16 protein-coding genes are annotated in these 16,513 nt (G+C 72.8%); 6 read left to right on the forward strand and 10 right to left on the reverse strand.

The window, feature by feature from the left end; translation table 11 throughout:
* The first annotated feature begins 2 nt into the window (after window positions 1–2).
* The gene (locus KIK09_RS14530) at window positions 3–356 is read left to right on the forward strand and encodes a cupin domain-containing protein (protein WP_214319727.1); all 354 of its coding nucleotides are present in this window, start codon (window positions 3–5) and stop codon (window positions 354–356) included.
* Here the strand turns inward: KIK09_RS14530 and KIK09_RS14535 are convergent.
* Genes KIK09_RS14535 through KIK09_RS14545 form a run of 3 tightly spaced genes read right to left on the reverse strand, consistent with a single transcriptional unit; the run spans window position 329 to window position 5,427 of the window.
* Window positions 329–1,105, reverse strand: coding sequence for a maleylpyruvate isomerase family mycothiol-dependent enzyme (locus KIK09_RS14535; RefSeq protein ID WP_214319728.1), 777 nt, complete (start codon window positions 1,103–1,105; stop codon window positions 329–331). The genes KIK09_RS14530 and KIK09_RS14535 overlap by 28 nt on opposite strands.
* On the reverse strand, window positions 1,102–2,295 hold the full coding sequence (ligD, locus tag KIK09_RS14540; protein ID WP_214319729.1) for a non-homologous end-joining DNA ligase: 1,194 nt from the start codon (window positions 2,293–2,295) through the stop codon (window positions 1,102–1,104). Before ligD ends, KIK09_RS14535 begins: the two co-directional genes overlap by 4 nt.
* A gap of 39 nt (window positions 2,296–2,334) precedes the next feature.
* The gene (locus KIK09_RS14545; RefSeq protein ID WP_214319730.1) at window positions 2,335–5,427 is read right to left on the reverse strand and encodes an ATP-binding protein; all 3,093 of its coding nucleotides are present in this window, start codon (window positions 5,425–5,427) and stop codon (window positions 2,335–2,337) included.
* A gap of 55 nt (window positions 5,428–5,482) precedes the next feature.
* Between KIK09_RS14545 and KIK09_RS14550 the strand changes: the two genes are divergently transcribed.
* Complete coding sequence (locus KIK09_RS14550) at window positions 5,483–6,736, forward strand: FAD-binding oxidoreductase (protein WP_214319731.1); 1,254 nt, start codon at window positions 5,483–5,485, stop codon at window positions 6,734–6,736.
* Here the strand turns inward: KIK09_RS14550 and KIK09_RS14555 are convergent.
* Window positions 6,708–7,193, reverse strand: coding sequence for an Lrp/AsnC family transcriptional regulator (locus tag KIK09_RS14555; protein ID WP_214319732.1), 486 nt, complete (start codon window positions 7,191–7,193; stop codon window positions 6,708–6,710). The two genes, KIK09_RS14550 and KIK09_RS14555, sit on opposite strands and share 29 nt — an antisense overlap.
* 69 nt (window positions 7,194–7,262) lie before the next feature.
* On the opposite strand from KIK09_RS14555, the gene KIK09_RS14560 reads away from it, so the two are divergent.
* Window positions 7,263–8,183, forward strand: a complete 921-nt coding sequence (locus KIK09_RS14560) for a threonine ammonia-lyase (protein WP_250573183.1) — start codon at window positions 7,263–7,265, stop codon at window positions 8,181–8,183.
* Between the two features lie 54 nt (window positions 8,184–8,237).
* On the opposite strand, the gene KIK09_RS14565 is transcribed toward KIK09_RS14560, so the two are convergent.
* Window positions 8,238–8,822, reverse strand: a complete 585-nt coding sequence (locus tag KIK09_RS14565) for a DUF305 domain-containing protein (RefSeq protein ID WP_214319733.1) — start codon at window positions 8,820–8,822, stop codon at window positions 8,238–8,240.
* A gap of 134 nt (window positions 8,823–8,956) precedes the next feature.
* Here KIK09_RS14565 and KIK09_RS14570 point away from each other — a divergent pair, with 134 nt between their 5' ends.
* Window positions 8,957–10,252, forward strand: a complete 1,296-nt coding sequence (locus KIK09_RS14570) for an LVIVD repeat-containing protein (protein WP_308164093.1) — start codon at window positions 8,957–8,959, stop codon at window positions 10,250–10,252.
* Window positions 10,253–10,375: 123 nt separating this feature from the next.
* On the opposite strand, the gene KIK09_RS14575 is transcribed toward KIK09_RS14570, so the two are convergent.
* A complete protein-coding gene (locus tag KIK09_RS14575; protein ID WP_308164094.1) occupies window positions 10,376–10,840 on the reverse strand; it encodes a MarR family winged helix-turn-helix transcriptional regulator in 465 nt (154 codons plus the stop codon).
* 52 nt (window positions 10,841–10,892) lie between these two features.
* Here KIK09_RS14575 and KIK09_RS14580 point away from each other — a divergent pair, with 52 nt between their 5' ends.
* A complete protein-coding gene (locus KIK09_RS14580; protein ID WP_250573184.1) occupies window positions 10,893–11,498 on the forward strand; it encodes a TIGR03086 family metal-binding protein in 606 nt (201 codons plus the stop codon).
* Here the strand turns inward: KIK09_RS14580 and KIK09_RS14585 are convergent.
* The 3 genes from KIK09_RS14585 to KIK09_RS14595 are packed head-to-tail and all read right to left on the reverse strand — an operon-like array spanning window position 11,495 to window position 14,743.
* Window positions 11,495–12,235, reverse strand: coding sequence for a crotonase/enoyl-CoA hydratase family protein (locus tag KIK09_RS14585; RefSeq protein WP_214319735.1), 741 nt, complete (start codon window positions 12,233–12,235; stop codon window positions 11,495–11,497). The genes KIK09_RS14580 and KIK09_RS14585 overlap by 4 nt on opposite strands.
* 49 nt (window positions 12,236–12,284) lie before the next feature.
* Window positions 12,285–13,100 carry a crotonase/enoyl-CoA hydratase family protein gene (locus KIK09_RS14590; RefSeq protein ID WP_214319736.1) on the reverse strand — a complete coding sequence of 272 codons (816 nt, stop codon included), beginning with the start codon at window positions 13,098–13,100 and terminating at the stop codon, window positions 12,285–12,287.
* Window positions 13,097–14,743: an acyl-CoA dehydrogenase family protein gene (locus KIK09_RS14595; RefSeq protein WP_214319737.1), complete on the reverse strand. Its 1,647-nt coding sequence runs from the start codon at window positions 14,741–14,743 to the stop codon at window positions 13,097–13,099. The genes KIK09_RS14590 and KIK09_RS14595 overlap by 4 nt, the downstream gene beginning before the upstream one ends.
* 31 nt (window positions 14,744–14,774) lie before the next feature.
* On the opposite strand from KIK09_RS14595, the gene KIK09_RS14600 reads away from it, so the two are divergent.
* Window positions 14,775–15,494, forward strand: coding sequence for a PaaX family transcriptional regulator C-terminal domain-containing protein (locus tag KIK09_RS14600; protein WP_214319738.1), 720 nt, complete (start codon window positions 14,775–14,777; stop codon window positions 15,492–15,494).
* Here the strand turns inward: KIK09_RS14600 and KIK09_RS14605 are convergent.
* Window positions 15,484–16,500 carry a hypothetical protein gene (locus KIK09_RS14605; protein ID WP_214319739.1) on the reverse strand — a complete coding sequence of 339 codons (1,017 nt, stop codon included), beginning with the start codon at window positions 16,498–16,500 and terminating at the stop codon, window positions 15,484–15,486. The two genes, KIK09_RS14600 and KIK09_RS14605, sit on opposite strands and share 11 nt — an antisense overlap.
* Window positions 16,501–16,513: the final 13 nt, after the last annotated feature.

Below are 16,513 nucleotides of genomic sequence, written 5' to 3' on the forward strand. Positions count from 1 at the left end.
CCATGACGTATCTGCCGAACGCGCTTGCCGCCGAACTGCCCCCCGCGCAGCCCAAGCCCACCAGCCTGACCGGGCAGCGGGAGGCGACGCTGGAGCTGTGGACCGACGGCGGCGCCGAAGCCGGCATCTGGGAGTGCGACGCCGGCCGCTTCACCACCGTGCGCGACGGCTTCCACGAGATCTGCCAGATCCTGTCCGGCACCGCCACGCTGACCGGCGAGGACGGGCAGGTCGTGGAGCTCGGGCCGGGCTCGACCGTGGTGCTGCCCGACGGATGGCGCGGTACCTGGGAGGTGCACACGCCGATGCGCAAGACCTACGTGACGGTTCAGACCGGCGGCACGAGCTCGAAGTAACGCTCGATCCGCGTTTCATCACCGTTGATCGTGAGCCGGTCGGCGGGGATCCGCTGCCACAGGAACAGCATCAGATCCGACGCCGACCCACTCACCTCGACATCGGCCGATTTTTCGGTATTCATCGTGATCTCGTCGCCGTCGAAGGTGACCGTCCACGCGTCCGGCCCGTCGGTCCGCCGGAACAGGTACCGCTCCCCCTCTCCGGGCGGCGCCTGCTTCCAGCTCCGGCGGGCCGGGGCCATCACCTCGAACGTCTGCGCCACCGCGTCGGCGGCCAGCTCGGCGTCCACGGGCTCGGGGACGCCGGTGGCGAGCTGAGCGTCCCAGCGGTGCAACGCCGCCTCGATGGTCTGCATCCTCGCCCAGAAGCCGACGCTCTGCTCGCGTGACCACGTCCACACCCGGGCGTCCACGTCGAGCAGCGAGGCCAGCCTCTCCGCCCCGTCGGCGAACCAGCTCACCAGCCCCTCCGGCACCGGTCCCGGGTTGGGCGCCTTCATCGGATCCGGCCACGCCGCGCTCTCGGCGGGCAGGCCGAGGAAGTCGCGCTCCGCCGTGCCGGGTGGTCCGGCCAGCCGTTCCTCGACGATCCTGGCGACGTAGCGGTGTACCCATCCCAGGTGCATGATCAGGTCGGTGACGGTCCAGCCGGGACACGAGGGCACCGCGGGCGCCTCCCCGACCGGCCGCACGGCGCGCTCGAACGCCAGGACCTCGCGGCGGAAGTGCGCGGTGTGGTCGATCACTCGGCCGCGCCGCTCCAGGGGTCCCAGTCGACCTCGAGCGGCTCCTGCGGCGGCCGCTCCTCCTCGGGCACGTGCTGCAGGTTGACCCTGATGCGGTACCACACGCTCGATCTTCCCCGCATGCCGTCGACCAACACGTCCGCGGGCTCGAGTCGGGCGGCGACGCCGGGGTGGCGGGCCTTCCAGCGTTCGAAGCCCTCCATGGCCTCGTGCTTGTGCTGGGCCTTGGCGATCTCGATGACCGGCATGGTCTGCTGGCGGCGGCCCTCGCCCTTGGGCGGCTTGGGCGCGGGCCCGAGCTCCTCGGCCAGCCGCAGCAGCCCGTCGAGGGAGCCGGGGTAGAGGTCCATGTCCTCCCACGGGTCGCCGATCTCGGCCAGGCGCTTGGGCACGGTGTCGACGGTGAAGCGGGCCGGGTCGCAGCCGGGCACCTCGTCCCAGGTCAGCGGGGTGGACACGCGGGCGTCCTGGACGGCGCGGACGGAGTAGGCCGAGGCCACGGTGCGGTCGTAGGCGTTCTGGTTGAAGTCGACGAAAACCCCGTGCCGCTCCTCCTTCCACCAGCGGCTGGTCGCGATCTCCGGGGCGCGCCGCTCGACCTCGCGCGCCACGGTCTCGGCCGCCTTGCGCACCTGGGCGAACGGCCAGCGCGGCTCGATCCTGGCGTAGACGTGGAAACCGCGCGAGCCCGACGTCTTCGGCCAGGCGGTCAGCCCATGGTCGGCCAGCACCTCTCTGGCCACCTGCGCGGTGCGCAGCACGTCGGCCCAGTCGACGCCGGGCACCGGGTCGAGGTCGATGCGCAGCTCGTCGGGGTGCGCCAGGTCGGTGGCGCGCACCGGGTGCGGGTTGAGGTCGACGCAGCCCAGGTTGATCACCCACAGCAGCTGGGCCAGGTCGGTGACCACGACCTCCTCCGCGCCGAGCCCCGAGCGGTAGCGCAGCTCGGCCACCTCGATCCAGTCGGGCCGCTTGGCGGGCGCCCGCTTCTGGAAGAAGGCCTCCTGGTCGATGCCGTGCACGTACCGCTTGAGGATCATCGGCCGCCCCGACACGCCGCGCAGGGCCCCCTCCCCGACAGCCTGGTAGAAGCGGATCAGGTCGAGCTTGGTGTGTCCCGTGGCGGGAAAGACGACCTTGTCGGGGTTGGTGATGCGCACTTCGCGCCCTGCGACCTCGATGTCAGGCATACCGCCAAGATACGCGCCGGGTCTGACGATCTTCCGCGCTCAAGCCTCCCAGTAGGTGAGGCCGAGGGCGCGGTGGGTTTCCACGGCTCGGGCGGCGTGGCGTGCCGCCGCGCCGGGGCGGTCGAGGCGGGTGGCCAGGCGGGCGAGCACGTCGTGGACCGAGCCCCACGCGGTGCTGCCGACGCCGAGGACCATGAGCTGATCGGCGATGGGCAGCAGCCGGTCGTACAGGGCGGCCGGGTCGGGGGTGCCGAGCCGGGCGGCGATCAGGCCCCACACCGGCCAGACGAAGTCGGCCGTCCAGTCCTCGCGCAGCTCGGCACCCCAGCGGCCGAGCAGCCGCCCGGCCAGCGCCTCGTCGCCGGTGTCCAGCGCGGCCAGGATCGCCATCGGCCGCAGCGGGCTCGGGCCCGGCCGGTCGGCCGCGGCGACCAGCTCGTCGAGGATCTCCCCCACCCGGCCCTGTCCGCGGCGGCAGGTGTAGACGAGGCCGAGCCGCCGCGCCTGCGAGCCCCACAGCGTCGAGCCGAACGTCAGCGAAGGGAAGCGGGCCAGCAGCGCCTCCGCCTGATCCCACTCGGCGCGCAGGGTGTGCCTGGCGCACTCGCAGACCCTGACCATCGCCTCCAGCTCGGGCCTGCGGACCTCGGCCAGCAGCCGGTCGCACGCGGCCAGCTCGCGCTCCCACTCCGCCAGCTCGCCCGCCCGCAGCAGGCACGACATCCGCGTCACCGCGGCCACCAGCCGCGCCTCCCTGGCCAGCCCGGGGATCGTCGCCATCTCCTCGGCCGCGCGCCTGCGCTCGGTGTTCCTGCCGGGCACGAAGCTGGCCAGCAGGTAGTTGCTCAGTGTCCTGGCCAGCAGCTCGGGCCGGCCGAGCCGGCGCGCGATCGCCACGGCCTCCATCGCGTGCCGCTCCCCCTCGGCGCGCCGCGGCCCGTAGTGCAGCTCGACCCCGAGCGTCCCGAGCAGCGTCGCCCGCTCCGCCTCGCCGGTGCCGGTGAGCAGGGATTCCAGGGTGGCGACCATCGCCTCGTCGACCGTGCCGTAGGGGCGCCACATCCACACCGACAGGCCGCCGGTGGCCGACGCGGCGGCGACCTGCGCGTCCCTGTCGTCCACCCGCTGCGCCATGGCCAGGGCCTCGGCGGCGGCCCGCGCCGCGCCCTCGGCGTCTCCCACGGTACGGCGGGCCTGGGCCAGCGCCGTGAGCAGGCGGCTGCGCCCGGCCGAGTCGCCAGGCGGCAGGTTCGCCAGCGCCAGCTCCCACAGCGCCACCGCCTCGGCGTAGCCGTGGCGCCGCCCCGCCTCCTCGGCCGCCAGACCGGCGTACCGCACCGCCCTGGGCCCGCCGCCCGCCACGGAGGCGGCCGCGAAGTGCCCGGCCAGCGCCGCGGGGTCGGAGCCGGGCAGGCTCTCCAGGTATTCGCCGGCCCGCAGGTGCAGCCGGGCCCGCTCGAGCCGGCCGAGCCCGGTGTCGAGAGCCTGCCGTACCAGGGCGTGGGAGAAGCGGAAGTCGGCGCCCTCGGCCAGCAGCCCGGCGGCGAGCGCGGGCTCGAGGCGCGACAGCGCCTCCTCGAAGGGCACCTCCAGCATGGCGGCCAGCAGGTCGAGCCGGAACTCGCGCCCGGCGACGGCGGCGGCGCGCAGCGCGGCGGCCGTCGCGTCGGGCAGCCTGGCGACCCGCCAGTCGATGACGTCGCGGGCGCCGGGCGGGACCAGGTGCCGTTCGGCGGCGGGCAGGCGGAGCAGCTCGGTGAGGTAGAACGGGTTGCCGCCCGAGCGTTCGAGCAGCTCGCCCGGGTCGGCGTCGACGGCGTGGCGGCGCAGGTAGTCGCCGATCTCGGCCTGGCCGAACGGCGGGAGCGGCAGGCGCACGGCCTCCCTGGACAGGGCGCCGGGCGGCGTCTCGGGCCTGAGCGTGGCCACCACCAGCGCGGGGGTGCGGGCGAGCTCGCCCGCCACGTACTCGAGCAGCTTCAGCGAGGAGGCGTCGGCCCAGTGCAGGTCGTCCAGGACGAGCAGCAGCGGGCCGCGGCGCAGCTCGGCCACCACCTGGTCGTAGAGGTCGAACAGCTCGCCCGGCACCTCGGCGGGGATGAGCCCGGCCTTGATCCACGGCCAGAACGCGGGCGCCGTGCCGTCCTCCAGGCAGCGGCCCCAGGCCACCCGGAAGCCGCGCGCGGAAGCCTCGTCGGCGGCGGCGCGGGCCAGGCTCGTCTTGCCGATGCCGGCCTCGCCGGTGACCAGCAGCAGCCCGCCCCTGCCCGCCCTGGCGGCGGCCAGCCGCTCCTCGACCAGCCGCACCTGCTCTTCCCTGGCCACGAGCGCCCGGCTCGACGGCGCGGGGGCGGGCTCGGCGAGGCGGACGGGGGCCGGGTCGGACGCGTCCAGCTCGGGAGACTGGTCGAAGACGGCCTGTTCCAGGCGTTTGAGCTCGGGCCCCGGCTCGATCCCGAGCTCGTCCGACAGCAGCGCCCGCACCTCGCGCAGCGCCGACAGCGCGTCGGCCTGCCGTCCTGCCTGGTAGAGGGCGCGCACCAGCAGCCCCCACGCCCGCTCCCTGTAGGGATTGGCGGACACCAGCGACTCCGCCTCGGGGACGCTGGCCCGCCCGAGCGCGATCCGGGCCGCGAGCAGGTCCTCCAGCGCGCCCAGCCGAACCTCGCCCGGCCAGTCGGGCGCGAGATCGGGGAACTCGGCAAGCGGCTCGCCGCGCCACAGCTCCAGGGCCTGCTCCAGCCGCTGGACGGCGTCGGCCGGCCGCTCGCCGCGCAGCAGCCGACGCCCGTCCTCGGCCCAGGCGGCGAAGCGCGCCAGGTCCACCTGCCCCGGCGTGACGTCGAGCAGGTAGCCGGGCTCGCGGGTGAGCAGCACCTTGGGCGGCGTGCGCGGTCTGCGTCCCGGCTCGAGCACCCGCCGCAGGTGGGAAATGTAGGCCTGCAGGGTCGCGGTCGCCTTGGCGGGCGCCTCGCCCGCCCACAGCTCCTCGATCAGCCTGTCGAGCGGGACGACGCGCCCCGGCGACAGCGCCAGCATCGCGACGACCGCGCGCTGCTTGCGCGTGCCGAGGTCGAGCCGGTTGCCGTCGGCGTCGTCGACCTCAAGCGGCCCGAACAGTCTGATCTCCATCGACCTCAAGTCAACCCCAAGTCCCGCTCAAAGGTGAAAACGCACGCTAGGGGACATGAACGAACTGAAGAACATGATCAACGGCAGGGTGCTGCTCCCCGGCGACGACGGCTTCGACGCGGCCCGCACCCCGTGGAACCTGGCGGTGGATCAGCCCGTGCGCGCGGTGGTCGAGGCCGCCGACGCCGACGACGTGGCCGCCACGGTCGGCTACGCCCGGCTGAACGGGCTCGCGGTGACCGCGCAGGCCTCGGGGCACGGCGCCTCGGGCGCGACCGACGGCGCGATCCTGCTGCGCACCCACCGGCTCGGCGGCGTGACGATCCGCGACGGCGTGGCGCGCGTGGGCGCGGGCGTGAAGTGGCAGCAGGTGCTCGACGCGGCGAGCCCGCTCGGGCTGACCGGGCTGGCGGGCAGCTCGCCCGCCGTGCCCGTGGTCGGTTACACCCTCGGCGGCGGGTTGAGCTGGTTCGGCCGCAGGTACGGCTGGGCGGCCGACAGCGTGCGCGCCTTCGACGCCGTCGACGCCGGCGGCGCGAAGGTCAGGGTGACGGCCGAGTCCGACCCCGACCTGTTCTGGGCGCTGCGTGGCGGCGGTGGCGACTTCGCGCTGGTCACCGCCGTCGAGTTCGACCTGCACCCCGCTCCGCACCTGTACGGCGGGCGGATCATGTGGCCGGTGGAGCGGGCGCCGGAGGTGCTCGAGGCCTTCCGCGAGGTCACCGCGGACGCGCCGGCCGAGCTGACGGTCTGGTTCGACCTGCTGAAGTTCCCCGGCGCGCCCGGCTACGTCGCGATCGACTGTACCTATCTGGGCGAGCACCCCGGCGCCCTGCTGCGCCCCTTCGACAAGATCGACGGAGCGATCTCCGACTCCCGGGGATCGCTGGCGGTCGCCGACCTGGGCTCGATCTCGGCCGAACCCACCGATCCCGGCCCCGGCATGGCCAGGGCGGAGCTGCTGACGGGGCTGGACGACGCGGTGGCCGGGATCCTGCTCGGCACGCCGATCGACCCGCTGATCAGCGTCCAGGTCCGCCACCTCGGCGGGGCGCTGGCGGGCAGGGTGGCCGAGCCGTACGGGCTGTACCTGTTCGGGCATCCTTCGACGGGCACTGCCGAGCGGATCGACGGGTTCCGCGAGTGGCTCGTGCCGTACACGACGGGGCGCAAGCCGTACACGCTGCTGGCGGCGGGCGAGAGCGCGACGGCGGCGTTCTCCGGCGCGGACCTGGCCAGGCTGCGCGACATCAAGCGGGCCAGGGACCCGCGCGGCGTCATCAGGGCGAACTTCCCCGTGCTTGACTGACGGGGATCTCCAGGCCGGCCTTGACGCGGTCGAAGACGGGCAGCGTGTTGTAGCGCCTGATGTTGTCGTCGTTCTTGAACAGGTGCTCGCCCAGCTCTCTGCAGTGCGGCATGTCCCTGGCGGCGAGCACGACCACGTAGTCCCACTCCCCCGCCACCGCGTAGCACTGCTGCACCTCGGGCGTGGCCAGCATGCGCCCGGCGAAGCGCGCGTGGTGCTCGCTCGACTCGCGCTCCAGCGTCACGAGCACCACCGCGAGCAGCGCCCCGCCGACCGCGTCGGGCGCGAGCACCGCCACCTGCCGGTCGACGATGCCCGCCCGCTGATAGCGGCCGATGCGCCGCTGCACCGCGCTCGGCGACAGCCCGACCTCCTCGCCGAGCTGCCTGAGCGTACGGCCGGCGTCACGCTGCAGCAGGTCGAGCAGGTGGCGGTCGATCGGATCCAGGTCGGTCACGCAACAATGTTGCGCGGGGGCGGGAAAAGTTTCAATCGGCGCCTCCGGCCCCGCGGTTATGGTCGCCGCATGGAGATGGATCTGGACGTGAGCCGCATCGCGCAGGCGGCCAAGACGATCGACCCGGTGTTCCTGAACACGCCGCAGTACGTCGACGAGCAGCTCTCGGCCCGGCTCGGCCGCGAGGTCCTGGTCAAGGTGGAGACCGCCAACCCGCTGCGCTCCTTCAAGGGCCGCGGCGCCGACTTCCTGATGGCCGGCATCACGCCGGGCACCCGCACGGTCTGCGTGTCCTCCGGCAACTTCGGCCAGGCCATGGCCTACACCGGCCGCGCCCACGGCGTCCCCGTCGAGGTGTTCGTCCGGTCCGACATCAACCCGGCCAAGAGGGCGCGGATGGCGGCCTTCGGCGCGGAGGTGATCGAGGTGGGCGACGATCCGCTGTCGGCCGCCCACGAGCACGTCGACAGGCATGCCGACCGGGTCTTCATCGCCGACGGCAAGGAGGCGGCCGTGGCCGAGGGCGCCGGGACGATCGGCCTGGAGCTGCTCGAGTCCGGCCCTTTCGACACGGTGGTCGTGCAGGTGGGCGACGGCGCGCTGATCAACGGCGTCGGCCTGTGGGTCAAGGAGCACGCGCCCGGCACGCGCGTCGTCGGCGTGTGCGCGGCCGGCGCGCCGTCGCTGGCCGAGAGCTGGCGCGCGGGTCACGTCGTGCGCAGGGGGCAGAACACGGTGGCCGAGGGCATCAACATCGACAACCCCGTGCCGGAGTCCGTCGAGCGGATGCGGCACCTGGTCGACGACTTCGTGCTGGTGGACGACGAGGCGATCCTGGCCGCGGCCCGGCTGGCCAGGGACACGCTCGGCCTGCTGGTGGAGCCCGCCGGGGCGGCGGGGCTGGCCGCGATCACCACGCACGACCTGCCGGGTCACCGCCTGGCCGCGATCCTGACCGGCAGCAACCTCCGCCCCGGCATCCTGGACTAGCGCCCGCGACGCCCTTCCGCGAACTCCACGGTGAAGCCGAGCGCCCCCGAGCCGTCAGCCCAGGAGCGTTCGCATGCGGTCGATCTCGGCGGACTGGGAGCGGTCGATGTCGGTGGCCAGGCGGCGGATGCCGGGGTCGCGGCCCTGGCGCAGGACGGTGCCCGCCAGCTGGAGGGCGACCTCGTGGTGCTTGATCATCTGCTCGAGGAAGAGCCGGTCGAAGGCGGCGCCGTGGGCCGCCTCCAGCGCCGACAGGTCGTGGCCGGGACCGTGGCGGGGGCTGCGGCCCAGCTTGGCCAGCCACGTCGTGAGCCAGGTGATCTCCGCCTCCTGCGAGGCCCTGACCCGGCTCGCGACCGCCCTGACGGCCTCGGTGCCGGTGTGCCCGGGCACCAGCGCCGCCATCTCCAGCGCCTGCCGGTGGTGGTCGACCATGGCCTCGGCGAAGCGCACGTCCGCGGCGTCGGGTTCGAGCGGCGGTGCCAGGGTCTGTCCGGGTGTGGCCGTGACGGCCTCGCGGCCCGGCTCGCCGGGAAGGATGACGGGCGGCCCGCCTGTGGGCACCACGCCGTGCGCGGGCTGCTGTGCCGTACACCCGCCGATGACTATTAACGCGGCAAACCAGGCGTTACGGTTCATCCTGGGGAGAATCTACGACGAACGGTGCCGCTATGCGACGGGGTGTCTTAGCCGGATTTTTCGTGTTATCTCTGGCCGCTTGTACGGCGCAGCCGCCTGCACCGCCTCCCTCGAGCCCCGCCACCACCGCCGCGGTGGCGGCCGCGCCCAGCGAGCCGCACGCCACGATCAAGCCGGAAGACCTCGCCGCCTACGACAGAACAGCCACGCACAGCGGCAACCTGCGGCCCGTGGCCGGCGTGGCGCGGCGCGCGCCGTTCGACACCGACGCCGCCATCGGCTCCGACCTGGCCTTCACGGGGAACTACGCCATCGCCGGCAACTTCGAGGGCTTCATCGTCTACGACATCAGCCACCCCGAGCGGACCTCGATCGTCAGCCAGGTCTACTGCCCGGGGCCGCAGAACGACGTGACGGTCAGCGGCGACCTGCTCTTCCTGTCGGTCGACCAGCCGATGACGGGCCCGAGCTGCCGCAGCTCGGCGGCGCTCGACGCCGGCTGGGAGGGCATCCGGATCTTCGACCTGGCCGACAAGCGCAGCCCGCGCTACGTGGGCGCGGTCGCGGTCCCGTGCGGCTCGCACACGGCCACCCTGGTCCCCGGCCCCACCCCGGAGGCCGTCTACCTGTACGTCTCCTCCGTGCCCACCCACCAGGGCGTGACACCGGCGTGCGAGGCGCACAAGGGCAAGATAGGCGTGGTCAAGGTCCCGGTGCGCGACCCGGCCAAGGCCGCGCTGGTGGGCGAGCCGGTCGTGCTGCCCGACGGCGGCACGCCGTTGCAGCGGCTCAGCTACGGCGGCTGCCACGACATCACGGTCTTCACCGCGCGCAAGCTCGCCGCCGCGGCCTGCATCGGTGACGGGCTCCTGCTCGACATCGCCGATCCCGAGCATCCCCAGGTGCTCGACCGGATCCAGGATCCCCAGCACTTCGGCTACTGGCACTCGGCCGTCTTCAACGCCGCCGGGACCAGGGTGGTCTTCTCCGACGAGTTCGGCGGCGGCCTGTCGATCGTCTGCGACCCCAAGACCGGGCCGGATTACGGCGGCAACGGGATCTACGACATCTCCGGCGGGAAGCTGAAGCTGCGCGGCTACTTCAAGATCCCCCGTCCCGAGCTGGAGCCGGAGACCTGTAGCGCGCACAACGGCTCACTGATCCCGGTGGCCGGCCGCGACATCATGGTGCAGGGCTGGTACGAGGGCGGCGTGTCGGTCATCGACTTCACCGACCCCGAGCACGCCCGCGAGATCGCCTACTTCGAGCGCGGCCACTCCCCCGCCGAGTTCGGCGGCTCCTGGTCGGCGTACTTCTACCACGGCTACATCTACTCCAACGACATACTGAAGGGCCTGGACGTCCTCCAGCTCACCGGCGTCCCCTTCGCCGAGCCGCCCATCACCCAGCTGAACGCCCAAACCCAGTAGGTGCCACATCGACCGGCCTCCGGACGCCGTCGTGCTCGACCCGGGCTGCGGGCTGGACAGCCGCGGCTACCGGATCGGCCCGCCGCCGGGCGGGGCGAGGAGCGCTGGACAGGGCATGCTCCGCTACGCCTTCGGCTCGTGGCTCCCCACGATCTCCTCGCGCGGCAGGGCCGACAGCGTGCGCGTGACGCGTAGGAAGGCGGCACGGTCGGGCTCGGGGATGGCCGCGAGGAGGCGGTCCTCGTTGGCCCAGATCGCGCTCTGAACGGCGCGGCGGACCCGGCGTCCCTTGGCGGTGATGGCCAGCAGCCGGACGCGGCGGTCGTCCGGGTCCGGGGTGCGCTCGATGAGGCCCGCCTCCTGCAGCTCGTCCAGCGTGCCGATGATGCGGGTCTTGTCGGCGCCGATGGACTGGGCAAGCGCCGCCTGGGTCCGCATCGGCTCGCCGTCCAGGGCGTTGAGCACGGCATATCCCCACATGGACACCCCGTGCGCCGCCAGCACCGGCAGCTCGGCCGCGATCAGGTTGCGGACCAGCGGCTGCAACATCGCCGCGAGATCGCGCCGCTCGCCCTCGTGATCCGTCACCCCCGGAAGCGTACTCCTTGACAGATAATAAGCTTCTGCACATCATAAGCCCATGCACACTAACTTGAACATCGTCGCCCTGGACGCCGTCGCGGTCCGCACGAGCGTCGAGCTCGCGACCCATGCCAAGCCCGCAGATCTGGCGCGTCCCACGCCCTGCGTCGGGTGGACCTTGCACGGACTGCTGGCGCACATGGCCACGCAGCATTACGGCTTCGCCGCCGCCTCCCGCGGCGAGTCGGACCTGGCGTTGTGGAAGCTGCGCCCGCTCGGCGACGACCCGGTCGGGGCCTACCGCGCCTCGGCGGAGCACGTCCTGGCGGCCTTCGCCGGGGACGGCGTGCTGACCCGCGACTTCCCGCTGCCGGAGTTCACCGCCGCCCAGATCTTCCCTGCCCGGCAGGCGATCGGCTTCCACTTCATCGACTACGTGGTCCACTCCTGGGACGTCGCCAGAACCCTCGACCTCCCGTTGAGCTTCACCCAGGACGTCCTGGACGCGGCGCTGCCCATCGCCCAGGCGGTCCCCACCGGCGCCTACCGCGAGGCCCCCGGCGCGGCCTTCGCCCCCGAGGTCCCCTGGACCGGCGGCACGACCCTGGACCGGATCCTCGCCCTCCTCGGCCGCGACCCCGCCTGGACGGCCCCCCACGCCTAGAAGGCGCCGTGGCGCCCCTCGCCGGAGGTGAAGCGGGCGGCGCCGTCGACGGCGTCGGGGAGGGAGACCAGGCCGTGGCGCAGCTCGTTGCGTATGGCCTCCTCCTCCGGCAGGGGCGCCTGCTCGAGGGCCGACAGGCGGTCGCCACGCAGGCACAGCTGCGGGAACGCGGCGATCTCCCTGGCCAGGGCCTCCGCCTGCCGGCGGGCCTGGCCGTTGGGGACCACCCGGTTGGCCAGGCCCATGGCGTGCGCCTCCTGGGCCGAGACCGGGCGTCCCGTGAGGATCAGGTCGAGGGCGCGCGACAGGCCGATGAGGCGCGGCAGCCGTACCGTGCCGCCGTCGATGAGGGGGACGCCCCAGCGGCGACAGAAGACGCCGAAGACCGCGTCCTCCTCGGCGACGCGCAGGTCGCACCAGAGGGCCAGCTCCAGGCCGCCCGCGACCGCGTGCCCCGAGATCGCGGCGATGACGGGCTTCGACAGGCGCATCCGGGTCGGGCCCATCGGGCCGTCGCCGTCCTCGCCTACGTGGTTGTCCAGGCTCCTCAGGTCCGCGCCCGAGCAGAACGTGCCGCCCTCGCCCCACAGCACGGCCACCGCCGCGTCACCGGCCTCGAACTCGCGGAAGGCGTCGGCCAGCGCGTCGGCGGTCTTGCGGTCGACCGCGTTGCGCACTTCGGGCCTGCTGAGCACGACGGTGAAGACGGGACCGTCGCGCTCGATCCTGACACTCATGGCATCTCCCAACGCTCCATGTCAAAGCCTGCCCCATGGAGCCTGGGTGTCAACGGGACCCGTAGTCGCCGAAGGGATCGTCGCGCTCGCGTACCGCCTGGCGGAAGCCGGCCTCGGCGGCGCGCGCGACGAACGCGCGCCCCTCGCGCGTGTGCCGCGCCACGCCGTCGAGCAGCGTCCCGAGGGTACGGCCGGCCGTCAGCCCCATGTTCTCCGCGGTCTGGTTGCACAGCAGCTTGAGCATCTCCAACTGGTTGCCGGGCAGCCGGGCCATCCGCCTGGCCAGCGCCATGGCGTGCTCCTGGAGCTCGTCGTCGGGCACCACCTCGGCGATCATCCCGATCTCGTGCGCCCGCCCGGCGGTGATCTCGTCGCCGGTGAGCAGGTACCGCTTGGCCTGCTCGAACCCCATCCGGTAGACCCACATCGCGGTGGTCGGGATTCCCCACACCCGGGCGGGCGGGTAGCCGAAGCTGGCTCCCTCCCCTGCCACGATGATGTCGGTGCACAGCACCAGGTCGGTGCCCCCGGCGACGCACCACCCGTTGACCGCGGCGACGGTGGGCTTGGCCGCGTACCAGAGCTGCATGTAGACGTCGACGAACGTCTTGAGCAGCCGGTAGTCCTGGGCGGAGTCCCAGTCGTCCTCGCCGGCCTGCGACTCGGTCGACCAGTCGAGCCCGTACCCGGCGCAGAAGGCGGGCCCCTCGGCCCGCAGCAGCATCACCCGGACCTCGGGATCGGCGTCGGCCTCGGTGATCGCCGCGGACAGCGCGTCACGGAAGGCCGGCGTGATCGTGTTGTACTCCGAGGCCCGGTCGAAGACGATCGACCGGACCCCGTCGGCGGTCTCCGTACGGATCACGCGATGGCCCCTGCCAGCAGGGCGTCCAGGTGATCGGTCCAGGCCAGGTCCAGCCCGCGCATCGGCCCGCGGTCGGCCAGGTGCGCCTCGGCGTAGAGCCGCGCCACCAGGGCCTTGCGCGTGTCGTCGATCCCCCAGGTGGCCTGCTCCTCCAGCAGCGCGGCCGCGTAGACGTCCGCCATGAACTGCGCGAGCCCGAACAGCCTGAACTCGTCGGGCGCCTCGAGCCACGAGGAGATCACCTTGTCCAGGTCTTCGATCCGCTCCCGCACCAGCTCCGAGGTCGCGACCTTCCGCAGCCGGTCCAGGAACGGCAGGTGCGCCTGCTCGCGGAGCATGGCGCGGCGGACGTCGAGGCAGAGGATGTTGTCGCCGCCCTCCCAGATGGGGTTGACCTGGGCGTCGCGCAGGAGGCGGGCTACGGGCCACTGCTCGATGTAGCCGTTGCCGCCGTGGACCTCGATGGCGTCGGTGGCGGCCGTGACGCCGAGCCTGGCCGTGCGCAGCTTGATCACGGCCGGCGTGAGGCGCTGCCGGTTGATCAGGCCGTCGAAGACCAGGGCCTGGGCGGCCTCGACCTCGACGATCAGCTCGGCCAGCTTGCGGCGCATGAGCGGCTGCTCGATGAGCGGCTTGCCGAAGGCCTCGCGGGCGCGGGCGTAGCAGATCGCCTCGACCAGCGCGCGGCGGGCCACGCCGACGCCCATCATGGCGACGCCGAGCCGCGAGGCGTTGGTGAGCTTCATCATCGTGCCGAGCCCGGAGCCTTCTGAGCCCTCGGGGCTGCCCAGCAGGAACGCCTCGGCGCCGGTGAACTCGACCTCGGCCGAGGCGACCGACCGGGTGCCCAGCTTGTCCTTCAGCCGCCTGATCCGCACCCCGTTGCGCGAGCCGTCGCGCCGCTCCCACAGCACCAGGAACGGCTTGACCTCCTGCGAGGGAAGCCGGGCAAGCACCACGAAGGCCGACCCGTTGGCGTTGGAGGCGAACCACTTGAAGCCGCTCAGCTGCCACGCCTCACCCGAAGGCGTCGCCGAGGCCTCGAGTGCCGCCAGGTCGGAGCCGCCGGTGCGCTCGGTGAACATCTGAGCGGCCTCGCCGGAGTAGAACCCGTTGGCGAAGATCTCCCGCACCCGGGCGAGCACGTCCGCGGGCGCGTACTTCTCGGCGAGCGAGACCACCATGTCGCCGCCCGTGCCGAGCGCGCACCCCATCCCGATGTCGGCCTGGTCGAGCAGGTACGTCCAGGCCGCTCCCAGAGCGGCCGGGTTCGCGCCGTGGTCGAGGGCCTGCCGGACGAAGGCGGGCGCGAGGAAGTTGTGCTCCATCATCGCCTCGCGGGCGGTGTGGAAGGAAGGCGGCATGACGACCTGGCTGACGTCCCTGCCCCAGCGGTCGTACTTCTCCAGCCGCGGCGGGTTGCGGTCGGTCTCCTCCGCGCACTCGGCGACCACCCCTCCGGCCACCTTGCCCAGCTCCTCCAGGTACGGCGCGGCCCAGCCGTACCCGTCGCCGAGGTGATGCCGCATGAGCAGTTGCAGGGTGGGGTCGATGGCCCACCAGTCGCGGCCCACGGCGCCCTGGTAGCGCTCGGTCGCGTAGCGGTCACTGCCGTCGAACGGCTCGATGAGATAGCGGCCCATGTCTCGGAGTGTTACATATACTCGACACGCGATGGAAGAGCGTAATGGAACTCTGAGCGCGCGGTCGGCGGTGCTCAGCGCGCTGCTCGGCAGCCACCCGCCGGAGCTGGCCGCGCGCCACCTGGTCCGCATCGGCGGACTGTTCGGCATCGCGGAGGGCACGGTGCGGGTCGCGCTGTCGCGGATGGTGGCCGCGGGCGACCTGATCCAGGTCAACGGCCGCTACACGCTGTCGGAGCGGCTGGTCGAGCGCCAGGCCAGGCAGGACGAGAGCCGCGACCCGCACACCAGGCCGTGGGACGGCACCTGGGAGATCGCGGTCGTCACCGCCGAGCGCCGGGCTCCGGCGGACAGGGCGGCGTTCCGGCACGTCATGGGCGCGCTGCGGATGGCGGAGCTGCGCGAGGGCACGTGGCTGCGCCCGGCCAACCTGATCAGGTCCTGGCCTGACAGCGTGCGCGCGCAGTGCACGCTCATCGACGGCCGCCCGCACGACGACCCCACCCCCCTGCTGTGGGACCTGGACGGCTGGGCGGCCGAGGCGCGCCGGCTGGAGCGGGAGCTGGAGCGCGCCGACGGGCTGGCCGAGGGCTTCCTGGTGTCGGCGGCGGTGCTGCGCCACCTGCTGAAGGACCCCCTGCTGCCGCCGGAGCTGCTGCCGGCCGACTGGCCGGGAGCCGAGCTACGCCGGATCTACGACGGGTTCGACCGCGCCTACCGGACCACGCTCCTGGAGCACCTCAGAGATTGACCCCGTAGACGATCCGCATGTTCCTGAACTCGGTGACGGACCAGAGCCGCCCGCCCTGGAGGGTCAGGTCCTCGTTGCCGATCGGGAACGGGCGGGCGGTGAGCGTGTTGTTCTTCCAGACCAGGAGCTTGCCGTTGGTGTGGGAGTCGGCGGCCTGGCTGAGGTACCAGGTGCCGCCGGAGGACAGCGCGCCCTGGATCTTCTTCTGGCCCATGACGTAGCAGTCCCTGGGCACGCCCGTCATGTCCAGGTCCCAGCGGGCGACGCGGCCGTTGGGGTCGGTCTCCAGGTATTCACCGGAGATGAGCGTGTGCGGGGTGGTCGAGCGGTCGATGGACACGAACGAGAAGATCGCGCCCTTCGTGACAAGCTGCCAGGAGTCGACCTGGGGCAGCAGGTAGCGGTAGCCGAAGGCGTGGAACTTGCCGTCGTGGCGGCCGAGCAGTGTGGGGTCGCCCAGGTCGTTCTGCGCCGTGCGCAGGTCGAGCAGGTGGTTGGTGTCGAAGACGCGCAGGCCGTGGCTGGTGTCGGCGACGTAGATGAGGTCGCCGTGCCAGGCGATGCCGCCGGCGTGGATGTTGATCGCCTTGTAGTTCCCGTCCGGGGTGGCCTCGACGAACAGCGCGTGCTGGTACTTGAACGTCGACGGGCTCAGGAACGTCGCCCTGATCCCGCGCTCGACGACCGGCGGCTCCGGCTTGAAGTACCAGCTGGCCACGAACACCGGCACGCCGGACTGCCCGGAGTCCTCGCCGCAGGTCAGGCCCTGCGGGTACCAGTCGGGGGTGTCCTCGTCCTTGATGTCGAAGGCGTACCACTCCACCGGCTTCGGGTTCATCTTGCCCAGCGCCGCGGCCGCGCCCCGGCGGATCGCCGTGCGGTTGCCCTGCGCCAGCACCGCTTCCACGGAGGTGCCGCCGATGTCCTTGGCCAGTTTGGCCGCCCCCTCGGCCAGTGTGCCCGTCGCCCGCCGCAGAGTGAACGGGGCCTTGTCCGTCGGAACCATGTGTCCTCGCTTT

The sequence above is a fragment of the Nonomuraea sediminis genome (assembly GCF_018531495.1).
Taxonomy (GTDB): Bacteria; Actinomycetota; Actinomycetes; order Streptosporangiales; family Streptosporangiaceae; genus Nonomuraea; species Nonomuraea sediminis.